Here is a 13,328-nt window from a genome sequence, read left to right on the forward strand (position 1 = left end):
AGAATTGAGGCACTATGGCGAAATCCCCTGATTCCAGCAACACCACTCCGGCGTCCTCCGATGAGCCGAAGCGTGGCTTCTTTTCACGTAAGCCCAAGGCAGCGAAGGTCAAGAAGCCAAGCCGTCTGAAGCAGATCGGCGAGGTCTTCCAAATGACCCGCCGCCACGACCCCATGGTGCCGTGGCTGATGCTGCTGGTTTTCCTTGGAGTCGTTGCCGTCAGCTTCCTGGTCGGATTCTGGCTGGAGAACTGGGTAACCGGCCTCATCATCGGCATCCCCCTGGGTCTGCTTGGCGCAACGCTGATCCTTTCCCGCCGCGCCGAGCGCGCGGCGTTTGCGCAGATTGAGAACCAGCCCGGAGCCTCGGGAGCCGCTTTGGGTACACTCAAGCGCGGATGGATCACAGAAGAGCAGCCGGTAGCTGTTAACCCGAGGACGCAGGACGCTGTCTTCCGTGCCATTGGCCGGCCGGGCGTCGTGTTGGTGAGCGAAGGACCTACCCATCGCGTCAAGCCTCTGATCGAGGCCGAACGTAAGAAACTCGCCCGGATTCTTCCCAATGTTCCTGTCCACGTGATCATGAGCGGCCGGGGCGAGGGCCAGGTACCCCTCAGCGACGTCGCAAAGAAAATGGGAAAGCTGAGCAAGGAGCTCACCAAGATCGAGGTCAGCGCCGTGTCGAAGCGGATTTCCTCGCTGGGAAACCGTCTCCCGATTCCCAAAGGCATCGATCCCTACAAAGCACGCCCTGACCGTAAAGCAGCACGCGGCCGCTAGCTAAACTCCAACGCCCCGGTGAACGGCCCAAAGGCCATAACCGGGGCGTTTTTCTTTCGCGGCCGCAGCATCTCCGCCTCACGCACCACCGCACCAACGCACCACCCATGAACATGAACGCATCACCCTCGAATCGGAGAGAGTCCCGCACATGAAACTGCCTTCGAAATCCGTCGTTATCCGGATCTTCAAAATACTCGCAGTGGCGGAAGCCTTCAGCTGGGCCGCCCTGCTGATCGGAATGTTCCTCAAATGGGTGCTGAGAATCACTGAGCTGGGAGTTGAGATAGCCGGGCCAATCCACGGTGCCCTGTTCATCGGCTACGCAGTCGCGGCACTGGTACTTTGGCGCCTGCAACGCTGGCCGTTTCTGGTGGCACTCTTCGCTGGAGCCTCCGCAGTTCTGCCTTTTGCCACGTTGGCGTTCGAACACTGGGCTGCGCGGCGCGGTTATCTCACGGCTTCAGCGGAGACTTCCCCCGCAGTGGACGAGCTCCAGGAATCGGGAGTCTGACCCCGTTTGCGGCAAATGGGGAGTGAGAACGGCGAAACACTGCCTGCCGGGAGCGCATCTTTACAGACGGACGAGTACCGTGTTCATCGCCTTGTCATGCAGGCCTCGCTGATCAGGGTCAAAAATCACTGCGGGAATCACCAGGCACAGCAACAGGGCCCGGACCAATGCGGGCAAGGGTCCGGCAGGGCCACCGTCCAGCCTGGTGACGTGAATCCCGGCGATGCGATGGCCAATGCTGTAGCCGAGGGTGCCGACCAGCAGGATCTGCTCCACAGCGAAGACGGCCAGGGTGGCCCAGGGATTCCCGGCGAAAGCGAAGTTGCTGATGACCAGGGCAATTCCCCAGTCAATGCAGATGCCAAGGATGCGCCGCCCTGCCCGGGCAATCGAGCCCGCGCCTGACTCCGGCAGCCCAAGCCGCTCTCCGGGATACTTTGACGTTCCGGATGTAACGGGCCCACTGAGCCATGAACCTATGTCTTTGCGATCAACCACTGAATAAGACTATCCCGGCTTCCCGGCGCCCGGCCTCCGCCCGAACCTCCCTCAACACCGCGCGCTTCCGTTCACGCCTCACGTCTCGGAAGAGCGTTCGCGCTCACACTGTGGAATCAGGTAGACCACAGTATGGACGCCCATTACCGTTTACATAGCAGGCGCTTCTGTAACCTGCCGGAAACAAAGCTGACACAGCAGAGAAATCCCTTATCCCTAGGGTGTTAACAGTTGCTAGCGAGCTAAGAACGGGGACGGCGATTCGCTTTCCCCGCTGTTGTATTGCGCTGGACAGTTTGGCTTCCAGCCAGTTATTCCACATGCATAAGGAGCATAGATGTTCAAGACTGCGGACGAAGTCCTCACGTTCATCCAGGACGAAGATGTTAAATTCGTTGATATCCGCTTCACCGACCTCCCTGGCGTGCAGCAGCACTTCAATGTGCCGGCCAAGAGCGTTGACGCTGACTTCTTCGTTAACGGGCAGCTCTTCGACGGGTCCTCCATCCGCGGCTTCCAGGGCATCGCAGAGTCCGACATGCAGCTCATCCCCGATGTCACCACCGCTTTCCTGGACACGTTCCGCATGGAGAAAACCCTTGCGTTGAACTTCTCCATCGTGAACCCGCGCACCGGCGATCCCTACCACCGCGACCCTCGTGGCGTGGCTGAAAAGGCCGAGGCCTACCTCGCCTCCACCGGCATTGCAGACACGGCGTTCTTTGCTCCCGAAGCCGAGTTCTTCGTGTTCGATAACGTCCAGTACCAGTCCACGCCTCAGGGCAGCTTCTACAAGATTGACTCTGAAGAGGCTCACTGGAACACCGGCCGTGAAGAAGAAGGCGGGAACCTGGGCAACAAGACCCCCGTCAAGGGCGGCTACTTCCCGGTTTCCCCCACGGACAAGCAGTCTGACCTCCGCGATGCCATGTGTATTGCACTGGATGAAGCAGGCCTTGAAGTCGAGCGCAGCCACCACGAGGTCGGCTCGGCCGGTCAGGCTGAGATCAACTACAAGTTCACCACCCTGACCCACGCGGCTGACGATCTCCAGAAGTTCAAGTACGTCGTCAAGAACACCGCGGATGCCTGGGGCAAGTCCGTAACCTTCATGCCCAAGCCGGTCTTCGCAGACAACGGTTCAGGCATGCACTGCCACCAGTCCCTGTGGAACGACGGCGACCCGCTGTTCTACGACGAGAAGGGCTACGCCGGACTCTCGGACACCGCCCGCTGGTACATCGGTGGCCTGCTGAAGCACGCTTCTGCTGTCCTGGCGTTCACCAACCCCACGGTGAACTCCTACCGTCGCCTGGTCAAGGGCTTCGAGGCCCCGGTCAACATGGTGTACTCGCAGGGTAACCGCTCCGCCGGTATCCGTATCCCCATCACGGGCACCAACCCGAAGGCCAAGCGCATCGAATTCCGCGCTCCGGACCCCTCGTCCAACCCCTACCTGGCATTCGCTGCCCAGCTGATGGCCGGCATCGATGGCATCCGCAACCGCATCGAACCGCCTGCTCCCATCGACAAGGACCTCTACGAGCTCCCGGCCGAGGAAGCCAAGGACATCCCGAAGGCTCCCGGCACGCTCGAAGAAGCACTGACCGCTCTGGCTGAGGACAATGAGTTCCTGCAGGCTGGCGGCGTCTTCACCCAGGACCTGATCGACACCTGGATCGAATACAAGTACGAGTACGAAATCCGCCCGCTGTCCCTGCGCCCGAACCCTTACGAGTTCGAGCTCTACTACGGCGTGTAGCAGGATCACAGGACTGGGCCTGGTTCAGTCCGCAGAGAGTCCGCACGCGCTGCCGGCAACGGCAGCGCGTGCGGGCTTTTCTATTTCTGAACCTCTTGCCTGAATGCCGTCCGTTTACGCTGATCGGGGGAAGTCGTCGATCGCAAGCTCGGCGAGCTTGGCATAGATCGCTTGCATGTACCCTTCGCTGTTTGCGTGGACAAGGATGGACACCACGCGTGGGCCTATCCAAACCTCAACCAGCAGATCGCCGTTGCTTCGCGTTACGAAAACATCTTCAGCCACCCAGGCCACACCGCCCTTGATACCGAACAGCGCTGTGGCTCCCCTGTCCCTTTGAGCTCCACTCATGGGCCGAAGGTAAGTCATATCGCGGGGTTGAAGCACCAGTAACCTGTACGCGTGTTTGTCCCGGTACAGGCCCACGGCTACTCAGGTGTCGAGAAATGCGGGCTGGACATCGGCTATGCCACGTGCGGGCCGGTGGCCGAGTTTACAAGGCGAACGCTTTGTACATGGTCCGCTGCGGACCTGCCGCGCCACCGAGGTAAGCGCCATGATCCTGGAATCCTGCCTTACGGTAGGCGGCCCGGCCAGCGGGGTTGCCCTCGTTCACTGAAAGAACGACGCCGGCCTCACCGCCGCCCAGCCTCGCTGACAGTCGCCCGGCTTCCCGGAACGCGGCTTCGGCGGCAAGCGTCCCCAATCCCCTGCCCTGGTCCTCCCTGCGGATGAGGAAGCCCCTAAGCAACCAGGCTGTCCGGTCATCCGCCCAACCGGCCAGGCTTGCTGCCCCCGACTGAAGCGTCAGCACTCCCACCGCCCGGCCGTCCGATTCCACAATGTAGGGAAACCGCGACTCTTCCGCCAGCCCCGTAAGCATCATCCGCAAGGGGTCTCCGACGAAATCGGACTGGCCCGGCGCCAATTCCAATTGGGCTGCTTCGCCGAGCTGAATGGCGCGCCCGTCGGCGTCGAGGCTCTTCAGCGGGATAAGCCAGACGAAAGCGTGCATGCCTATCAGGTTACCGAACGGGTGGCGTGTACCGGACGCCGTCGTCCGTTCCGGAAGCTATTCCTCTGCAGACTCTGCAGGCGGACCGGCAGGGTCCATCCACATGACTTCCCAGAGATGGCCGTCCGGGTCCTGGAAGCTGTGGTTGTACATAAAGCCGTAGTCCTGGACCTCCTGGGATGGACTTCCACCGGCGGCAAGAGCCTTCCGAACGGTTTCGTCCACGGCTTCACGGCTGTCCACCGAGAAGGCCATGATGGCTTCAGTGGTGTCCGCACTGTCCGCGATGTTCTTGGACGTGAACGTCTTGAAGAAACCCTCCACGAGGAGCATGACGAACGCGTTGTCGTTGATGATCATGCAGGTGGCATTCTCATCGGTGAAATCCGGGTTGAAGGAGAATCCGAGGGCGCTAAAGAACTCGACGCTCCGATTGAGGTCCTTGACGGGAAGATTCAGGTAAATTTGAGTTGCCATCCGCTCAAACTAGCACCCCTGAATTGGACGTGTCAGCCCTTTCGCAGCCGTTGGCGGGCGCCTAAGATGCCCTTGCAAAGAGCTCACCTACTGCCCGTAAAAGAGTCTCTCAAAGACACCGCGGGCAAGCCTGCTCACGCGCAGGTAGTCCTCTTCCAGGGCGGCTGCCTTGCCCGGCTCGTAGCCGCACCAACGGGCCACTGCTTCCAGATCCCGCCGGGAAGACGGCAGGAGGTCTGAAGCCCTGCCGGTCCAGATTACGTTTGCTGACCTGATCCGGCTCGCAAGACGCCACGCTTTCATCAGCAGTTCGGCGTCGTGCTTTCCGATCAGCTGAAGGGACCCGGCGGCCTCCAGGGCCTTGATGGTGGACGTGGTCCGGAGCCCGGGATGTTTGGCGGCGTGCTGTAGCTGGAGCAATTGAACCAGCCACTCCACATCGCTCAAACCGCCGCGGCCAAGTTTGAGGTGCCTGGCAGGGTCCGCTCCCCTGGGCAGCCGCTCTGACTCAACCCTTGCTTTCACACGGCGGATTTCGCGCAGGTCCTGCTCCGAGAGCGACTCCGGATAGCGGATGGGGTTGATGAGGCTCACGAAATCAGCGGCGAGTTCGTCGTCTCCTGCAATTGGCCGCGCACGCAGGAGCGCCTGGGCTTCCCAGATCAGCGACCATCTGCGGTAGTACTCGGCATAGGAGTCCAGGGACCTGACCATCGCCCCGCTCTTGCCCTCCGGACGAAGGTCGGCGTCCACCTGCAGAACCCTTTCAGCCATGATCGCCGGCTTCAGCGGCTGCGTCAGGAGGCTGGAAATATGGCCCACTATCTGGGCAGCCTGCAACTGGGCTTCCTTTTCGGGCACGCCGGGCAGTCCTCGATGGACATACATGACGTCGGCATCGGAACCGTACCCGATCTCACGTCCGCCCTGGCGGCCCATGGCCACCACCAGAACCCTCGTCTTCAGAGGGCCATCGGAGGAGACCATGCCTTCGGCCACCCGGAGCGCCCCGATGATGGCAGCCCTGTCTGTCTCGGCCAGCGCGACACTCACCTGGTCCTGGTCCAATAGCCCTGCGCTGTCTGCAATCGCTGTGCGCAGGATTTCCCGTCGGCGGATCAGGCGGATCAGCCGCATGGCACTCTCGGGGTCCGAATGCCTGGACATCTTGGAGGTGATTTCCTGCCACTGCGCATCGAACCCAAGGGGTATAAGGTCCTTTTCCGAGCCAAGCCAAGCGACGGATTCGGGCGAAACCTCCAGCAGGTCAGCGATCAGCCTGGAGTTCGACAGCACATGGCACAGCCGTTCGGCCGCGGCCGTGGAGTCACGCAGCATACCCAGGTACCAGTGAGTGGTACCGAGACTCTCGCTGATACGACGGAAACCCAGCAAACCGGCGTCGGGATCAACGCCCTCGGCGAGCCAACCCAGGAGGATGGGAAGCAGATGGCGCTGCAACGCCGCGCGACGGCTGACGCCAGCAGTCAGGGCCTCGATGTGCCGCATGGCACCTTGGGGATCGAGATAACCCAAGGCAGCAAGCCGTGCCTGTGCCGCCTCCGGCGAGAGCCGGGCGTCTTCGCTGCTGAGCTTGGCAGCTGTGTTCAACAGGGGCCGGTAGAAGATGCGGTCATGGAGGTCGCGCACTGACCGTTTGGTCTGGTGCCACGCGGATAGAAGTGTGTCGGGGTGGGGACGTTCGCGCGAAAAGGGACCAAGCATCGCCTTGGCGAGGGCCCTCAGAGCATCCTCCCGCACCGGCATCAAGTGGGTTCGGCGCAATTGAAAAAGTTGGATGCGGTGCTCAAGGACCCGCAGATACCGGTAGGCGTGGTCGAACCCGGCAGCGTCAGAGCGGCCGATGTAGCCGCCGGCAGACAAAGCCTCTATCGCAGACGTGGTATCCCGGTGCCTTAGTGTTTCATCGGATTTACCGTGCACCAGTTGCAGAAGCTGCACGGTGAATTCGACGTCGCGCAGGCCACCCCTCCCGAGCTTGATTTGCCGTTGTTCCTCTGCCGGCGGGATGTGCTCGGTAACCCTGCGGCGCATCGCCTGGACAGACTCGACAAAACCGTCGCGTCCGGCCGAAGCCCAGATGAGCGGTGCCACGGCTGCCTCGTATTTCGCCCCGAGCTCAGTGTCCCCGGCAATGGTCCTTGCCTTCAGGAGCGCCTGGAACTCCCAGCTTTGGGCCCAGCGCGCATAGTAGCTCTCGTGGGAGGCCAAGGTCCGCACGAGGGGACCTGATTTCCCCTCGGGCCGGAGGTTCGCATCCACCTCCCATAGTCCGGGTTCGCGTCCCACCGAGGAAATGGCCCGTGAAATTCCTGTAGCGAGGGCGGTGCCTATGGTGTTCGCTCGGGCGTCATCCAGGGATCCGGCCTCGATGACGTAAATGACGTCGACGTCGGAAATGTAGTTGAGTTCGCGCGCGCCGCACTTGCCCATCCCGATCACAGCGAGGCCGACGTTGGCGACATCGGCCGAGCCATATTGTTCGGCCGCTTCTGCCCTGGAGACAGCAAGGGCGGCCTCGATGGCGGCACCGGCGAGATCGGCCAGTTCTCCTCCTGCAGCCGGCATAAAATCAAGCGGATCCGCTGCGCACAGATCCTTGATGGCGAGGTCCACCACTCCCCGGCGGTAGGCAGTGCGAAGCGCCTCATACGCCTCCGGCCCCGTTAAAGCCGCAACAGGCCGGACCGACTTTGAGTCCGCCTGCACGGAGCGCAGCAGACGCTCACGGAGTTCGTTGGCATCAGCGGCTACAGGTTCAGGGCTGACCCGTACGTTGAAGGCGTCCAGGTGCTCCGGATGGCGGATCAGGAATTCCCCCAGCGCCTCTGAGGCTCCGAGGACCCGGTAGAGGGCTTCGCTGGTGTCCGGGTCTGCGGATGCGAGGGTTTTGAGTTCCGGATGCTTCTCAAGCAGCCGGACCAGTGACTGAAGCGCAGTGTCCGGACTCGCGGAAAGGTGGAATCCGGCAAACAGGACGTCCTGGTGGATGCCTTCCAACTCCCGCATGGCCAGGAAGCGCTCGGCCTTTTCGAGGTCGCTGAAGCCGGTGGAAATCAGCCGACGGGCAAGGCTCATCGCGGCGCCCTACAGAATACCGAGATTGCGCTGCAGCTCGTAGGGGGTCACCTGGAGACGGTAATCCTGCCACTCGGCACGCTTGTTCCGGAGGAAGTACTCAAAAACCTGTTCCCCAAGGATCTGCGGCATCAGCTCTGAATCTTCCATGCTCCGGATGGCGTCGTGGAGGCTTGCGGGAAGAGGATCGTGTCCCATGGCACGGCGTTCTGCGGAACTCAGCGACCAGATGTCATCCTCCGCTGCCGCCGGCAGTTCGTAACCTTCTTCGATCCCCTTCAGCCCCGCGCCGAGCAGCACTGCGTAGGCAAGGTAAGGGTTGGCGGCTGAGTCAATGCCGCGGTATTCGATCCTGGCCGACTGGCCCTTGCCTGGCTTGTACAGGGGAACCCGCACGAGGGCCGAACGGTTGTTGTGGCCCCAGCTGAGGTAGCTCGGCGCTTCTCCCCCGCCCCAGAGCCGCTTGTAGGAGTTGACGAACTGGTTGGTGATAGCAGTGAACTCCGGCGCGTGTTTGAGGATTCCTGCAATGAACTGTCGGGCCGTTTTGGATAGCTGGAACTCAGCACCGGCCTCATAGAAGGCATTCGTATCGCCTTCAAACAGCGAAAAGTGCGTATGCATGCCGGAACCCGGGTGATCGGTGAAAGGCTTGGGCATGAACGTAGCGTACGTACCCTGCTGCAGGGCTACTTCCTTGATGACGGTACGGAAGGTCATGATGTTGTCCGCAGTCTGCAGGGCATCGGCATACCTAAGGTCAATTTCGTTCTGGCCCGGACCGGCTTCGTGGTGGCTGAATTCAACCGAAATCCCCACCGATTCCAGCATGGTGACGGCGGTCCGCCTGAAGTCCTGCGCCACGCCGCCCGGTACGTGGTCAAAGTAGCCGCCCTCGTCAACCGGCACAGGGGCGCCGTCAGGGCCCGGTGCCTGCGACTTGAGGAGGTAGAACTCAATTTCGGGATGGGTGTAGCAGGTAAAGCCCATGTCCGCTGCCTTCGCGAGCGTGCGTTTGAGGACGTTACGCGGATCGGCGGCAGATGGTTCACCGTCCGGAGTCAGGACGTCGCAGAACATCCTTGACGTCTGCTCCGTCTCACCACGCCACGGCAGGATCTGGAAGGTTGAAGGATCCGGCTGTGCCAGCATGTCCGATTCGAAAACGCGGGCGAGGCCTTCAATCGCTGATCCGTCGAAGCCCAGGCCTTCCTCAAAGGCGCCCTCTACCTCGGCGGGAGCGAGGGCCACAGATTTCAGTGAACCCACGACGTCGGTGAACCAGAGGCGCACGAATCGAACGTCACGCTCTTCGATCGTCCGCAGGACAAACTCTTGCTGGCGGTCCATGATGGCCTCTTCTCCGGTTCAACGTGCGTGCCCCGGGTGTCTCGGAAGCCGGCGGCAGTCTCACGATTCACTTTACTAAGCATTCGGACCGGATGTTGGAGCCAGTGCCCCGCGTAACACAGCGTTAACACGCAGAGCCTCTATAAGTCACCGATTCCGCGTGTAAGTCGGATATTCCGGGCCTCGCGAGGGGCCCGCACCGCACCGCGTGTGACTCTTTTCACCCCGCCTCCGGCTACGGGCCAGTAGCTAGGACGCTTGGTATCGCATTACGCTCTAGCCATGGCCACAAGCAACAGTTCCGATTTCAGCATGCCCGCAGAAGTACCTGCCCCGTACGGAAACGGGCCGGTCCCTGCTGCGGGGCCATCAGCGGAAACGGCCCCAAAGCGGCTTCCGAAGGTTCGAACCCACCATCTGCAGCAGGCCAAGAACGAGGGCCGGCACTTTGCGATGCTCACCGCCTACGAGCAGTACGCGGCGGAGATCTTCGATGAAGCAGGCATCGAGGTGCTCCTGGTAGGCGACTCGGCGTCGAACAATGTCTTTGGAAACGAAACCAGCCTTCCCGTGACAGTGGATGAACTCCTGTCCCTCTGCCGCGCCGTTACACGGTCAGCAAAGCGTGCCCTCGTGATTGCTGACCTCCCATTCGGCAGCTATGAGGTTTCTCCCCAGCAGGCAGTGGCCACCGGGGTGCGCTTCCTCAAGGAAGGGCTTGCTCATGGCGTAAAGATTGAGGGCGGGAAGTTCTACGCTGAAACGGTGCGGGCGATGGTCCAGGCCGGGATTCCGGTTATGGCGCACATCGGCTTTACGCCCCAAAGCGAGCATGCCTTGGGCGGCTACCGGGTGCAGGGACGTGGCGACGACGCAAAGCGCCTCATCGAGGACGCTACTGCTTTGGTTGAGGCCGGTGCCTTCAGCGTACTCATGGAAATGGTGCCTGCTGAAACTGCAGCCGCTGTGGACGCGGCGGTGGATGTCCCGACTATTGGCATTGGTGCCGGCAATGCGACCACCGGCCAGGTTCTGGTGTGGCAGGACATGGCGGGATTGCGGGGCGGTCGGATGGCCAAGTTCGTTAAGCAGTACGCCGATCTCCGCACCACCTTGAGCGATGCAGCCCGTGCGTACGGTGATGACGTCCGCTCCGGCCAATTCCCCGGACCGGAGCACAGCTTCTAGCCGGGCGGGTCAGTCCTCTTCGTCCTTCTCCCACGCTTTATTGCGGGCACGTACTTTCTCCAGAGCGTGTTCGGCCTCTTCGCGTGTCTTGTATGGGCCAATCAGTTGGCTCCAGTCGGACATCGCGTCCTCTTCCACCTCATGGGTGTTGACGTTGTACCAGTATTCGGTCATGATTCCTTCCCGCATCCGCTCCGCGTGGCTCCGTTGTTTCGCCAACCTCATAACAGTGATCGGCGGCGGATGCCCTTGCCGGATTTGACCCGTTTCCGGTTCTGCTACATTGCCGACTCTGTTACTTGGCCCACGACGGCGCCTTATATGATCAATCTATGCCTTCCCTAGCCTCGACCGCACCCATCGGAACCCTCACCCCGGGAACCGTGAGTCCCCAACTGCCGGTTCCGGCGTCCATCCCCCGGCCCGAGTATGTGGGGAAGCCCGGGCCCGCGAAGTTCACGGGTTCTGAGATCAAATCCGCTGAGACCATCGAGAAGATCCGCGTTGCCAGCCGCATTGCTGCCCAGGCCATCGTTGAGGTAGGCAGACATATCCGGCCGGGCGTCACCACCGATGAACTGGACAGAGTGGGCCACGAATTCCTTGTGGACCATCAGGCCTATCCCTCAACCCTGGGCTACCGCGGCTTCCCCAAGTCCCTATGCTCCTCGCTCAACGAAGTCATCTGCCATGGCATCCCGGATACCACCCGAGTGCAGGACGGCGACATCCTCAATATCGATATCACCGCCTACATCGACGGCGTCCACGGTGATACCAACTTCACCTTCCTGGTGGGGGACGTCGACGAGGAATCACGGCTCCTTGTGGAACGTACGCGGGAATCGCTGAACCGGGCCATCAAAGCTGTAGCCCCCGGCCGTGAGATCAATGTCATCGGCCGGGCCATCCAGTCATATGCCAAGCGCTTCGGCTACGGTGTGGTTCGGGACTTCACCGGCCACGGCGTCGGTGAAGCATTCCACACGGGCCTCATCATTCCGCACTACGATGCCGCTCCTGCCTACAACACGGTGATCGAGACCGGCATGGTATTCACCATCGAGCCCATGCTCACTCTTGGGACCGTGGAGTGGGACATGTGGGAGGACGATTGGACCGTGGTGACCCGTGACCGCAAACGCACCGCCCAATTCGAACACACGCTCCTGGTGACTGAGACCGGCGCGGAAATCCTGACACTACCCTGACAGCCAGCACCATCTCAGCCGCAGAGCTGATCCCTAGCCCGCAACCTGCCACGAACGGAAGCCCATTGGCCAAGAAGGATGCTAAAACCATGAAAAACGCCCCGCTGATCGGAATCGACATTGGGGGCACCGGAATCAAAGGCGGCGTCGTCGACCTTAAGAAAGGCAAGCTCCTGGGCGAGCGGGTGCGGATCCCCACGCCTCAACCGGCCACACCGGCCGCCGTGGCCGAGGTCGTGGCACAGGTGGTCCAGGAACTTTCCACACAGCCCCACGCCCCGGCCCCTGACTCCCCCGTTGGCGTCACCTTTCCCGGCATTATCCAGCACGGCATGGTGCTCTCGGCAGCCAACGTCGATAAATCCTGGCTCAACACTGACATTGACGGCATGCTGACTGCCCGCCTGGGACGGCCCGTGGAAGTGATCAACGATGCTGATGCCGCCGGCCTTGCCGAAGCCCGCTTTGGAGCCGGCGAAAACGTCAAGGGCACCGTTCTGGTCATCACTTTGGGTACCGGAATTGGTTCAGCCTTCATCTTCGACGGCAAACTGGTTCCCAATGCCGAACTGGGGCACCTCGAGATTGATGGGTTTGACGCCGAAACGAAAGCCTCCGCAGTGGCACGGGAGAGGGACGGCCTGAGCTGGGAAGAGTACAGCGTGCTGCTGCAGCGCTACTTCTCCCACGTTGAGTTCCTCTTTTCCCCGGAACTGTTCATCGTTGGCGGCGGAATCTCCAAGCGGGCGGATGAGTACCTGCCAAGGCTGAAGCTGCGCACGCCGATCGTTCCGGCGGTGCTGAAGAATGACGCGGGTATTGTTGGTGCAGCAGTCGAAATTGCGCTGAAGCACAAGTTCGTCAAGTAGTGGCCGGTGGTGGCCGCGGCTTCCCCTCCGCGGCCGCCACCGGAGTCTAAAGCTGGCTGGTCTCGGCGCTCTTACCTTGGGCGCTTTTCGCTTCCACTTCCGCTTCGTGGCGGAGCAGGGAAATAGCGGACTCGAAGTCCTCCAGTGATTCAAAAGCCTGGTACACACTGGCAAACCGCAGGTAGGCCACCTTGTCCAGCTTCTGGAGGGGGCTAAGGATCGCCAGGCCAACTTCGTGCGCGTCGATTTCGGCCGCCCCCGATGCCCTGATAGTCTCCTCGACTTCCTGAGCCAACATCGCCAGGTCATCCTCAGTGACAGGACGGCCCTGGCAGGCTTTGCGGACCCCGTTGATCACTTTGCTCCGGCTGAAAGGCTCACCCACGCCCGAACGCTTGATCACGGACAGGCTTGTTGTCTCCACTGTGGTGAACCGGCGGCCGCACTCAGGGCATTGACGACGACGGCGGATGGCTGAGCCGTCGTCGGCCATCCGGCTGTCAACCACGCGGGAATCAGGGTTACGGCAAAACGGACAGTACACGTTTGGTTCTCCCCTCGTCCGC

Annotated in this window: 14 protein-coding genes; 6 read left to right on the forward strand and 8 right to left on the reverse strand. The window is 61.4% G+C overall.

Translation table 11 applies throughout. The features are described 5' to 3' along the window. Positions 1–14 precede the first annotated feature (14 nt). Positions 15–779 (forward strand): DUF4191 domain-containing protein, encoded by a 765-nt coding sequence (locus M1E02_RS13180; protein WP_479374707.1) that lies wholly within the window; start codon positions 15–17, stop codon positions 777–779. Positions 780–930: 151 nt separating this feature from the next. Next, positions 931–1,293 carry a DUF3817 domain-containing protein gene (locus tag M1E02_RS13185; RefSeq protein ID WP_479374708.1) on the forward strand — a complete coding sequence of 121 codons (363 nt, stop codon included), beginning with the start codon at positions 931–933 and terminating at the stop codon, positions 1,291–1,293. 60 nt (positions 1,294–1,353) lie between these two features. Here M1E02_RS13185 and M1E02_RS13190 read toward each other — a convergent pair whose 3' ends face one another. After that, a complete protein-coding gene (locus M1E02_RS13190; protein ID WP_479374709.1) occupies positions 1,354–1,791 on the reverse strand; it encodes an RDD family protein in 438 nt (145 codons plus the stop codon). Between the two features lie 337 nt (positions 1,792–2,128). Between M1E02_RS13190 and glnA (M1E02_RS13195) the strand changes: the two genes are divergently transcribed. Beyond that, entirely contained in the window at positions 2,129–3,553 is a 1,425-nt protein-coding gene (glnA, locus tag M1E02_RS13195; RefSeq protein ID WP_479374710.1) for a type I glutamate--ammonia ligase, read from the forward strand. Positions 3,554–3,667: 114 nt separating this feature from the next. Here the strand turns inward: glnA (M1E02_RS13195) and M1E02_RS13200 are convergent, their stop codons facing one another. From M1E02_RS13200 to glnA (M1E02_RS13220), 5 genes are all read right to left on the reverse strand, one after another. After that, on the reverse strand, positions 3,668–3,904 hold the full coding sequence (locus M1E02_RS13200; protein ID WP_479374711.1) for a hypothetical protein: 237 nt from the start codon (positions 3,902–3,904) through the stop codon (positions 3,668–3,670). Between the two features lie 142 nt (positions 3,905–4,046). Then, a complete protein-coding gene (locus M1E02_RS13205) occupies positions 4,047–4,568 on the reverse strand; it encodes a GNAT family N-acetyltransferase (RefSeq protein WP_479374712.1) in 522 nt (173 codons plus the stop codon). 57 nt (positions 4,569–4,625) lie between these two features. After that, positions 4,626–5,045: a VOC family protein gene (locus M1E02_RS13210; protein ID WP_479374713.1), complete on the reverse strand. Its 420-nt coding sequence runs from the start codon at positions 5,043–5,045 to the stop codon at positions 4,626–4,628. An 87-nt stretch (positions 5,046–5,132) separates the two neighbouring features. Then, the gene (locus M1E02_RS13215; protein WP_479374714.1) at positions 5,133–8,144 is read right to left on the reverse strand and encodes a bifunctional [glutamine synthetase] adenylyltransferase/[glutamine synthetase]-adenylyl-L-tyrosine phosphorylase; all 3,012 of its coding nucleotides are present in this window, start codon (positions 8,142–8,144) and stop codon (positions 5,133–5,135) included. Positions 8,145–8,153: 9 nt separating this feature from the next. Beyond that, the gene (gene glnA / locus M1E02_RS13220; RefSeq protein ID WP_479374715.1) at positions 8,154–9,494 is read right to left on the reverse strand and encodes a type I glutamate--ammonia ligase; all 1,341 of its coding nucleotides are present in this window, start codon (positions 9,492–9,494) and stop codon (positions 8,154–8,156) included. Between the two features lie 282 nt (positions 9,495–9,776). Here glnA (M1E02_RS13220) and panB point away from each other — a divergent pair, with 282 nt between their 5' ends. Then, positions 9,777–10,682, forward strand: coding sequence for a 3-methyl-2-oxobutanoate hydroxymethyltransferase (gene panB / locus M1E02_RS13225; protein ID WP_479374716.1), 906 nt, complete (start codon positions 9,777–9,779; stop codon positions 10,680–10,682). Positions 10,683–10,691: 9 nt separating this feature from the next. On the opposite strand, the gene M1E02_RS13230 is transcribed toward panB, so the two are convergent. Continuing rightward, positions 10,692–10,856 carry an SPOR domain-containing protein gene (locus M1E02_RS13230; RefSeq protein WP_479374717.1) on the reverse strand — a complete coding sequence of 55 codons (165 nt, stop codon included), beginning with the start codon at positions 10,854–10,856 and terminating at the stop codon, positions 10,692–10,694. Positions 10,857–11,014: 158 nt separating this feature from the next. Here M1E02_RS13230 and map point away from each other — a divergent pair, with 158 nt between their 5' ends. Together map and ppgK are read left to right on the forward strand one after the other, a co-directional pair. Then, positions 11,015–11,893 carry a type I methionyl aminopeptidase gene (map, locus tag M1E02_RS13235; RefSeq protein ID WP_479374718.1) on the forward strand — a complete coding sequence of 293 codons (879 nt, stop codon included), beginning with the start codon at positions 11,015–11,017 and terminating at the stop codon, positions 11,891–11,893. Positions 11,894–11,958: 65 nt separating this feature from the next. Next, positions 11,959–12,762 (forward strand): polyphosphate--glucose phosphotransferase, encoded by an 804-nt coding sequence (gene ppgK, locus M1E02_RS13240; protein ID WP_479374719.1) that lies wholly within the window; start codon positions 11,959–11,961, stop codon positions 12,760–12,762. Positions 12,763–12,808: 46 nt separating this feature from the next. Here the strand turns inward: ppgK and nrdR are convergent, their stop codons facing one another. Next, a complete protein-coding gene (gene nrdR / locus M1E02_RS13245; protein WP_247045071.1) occupies positions 12,809–13,306 on the reverse strand; it encodes a transcriptional regulator NrdR in 498 nt (165 codons plus the stop codon). Positions 13,307–13,328: the final 22 nt, after the last annotated feature.

This window comes from Arthrobacter sp. Z5-13, assembly GCF_056499105.1.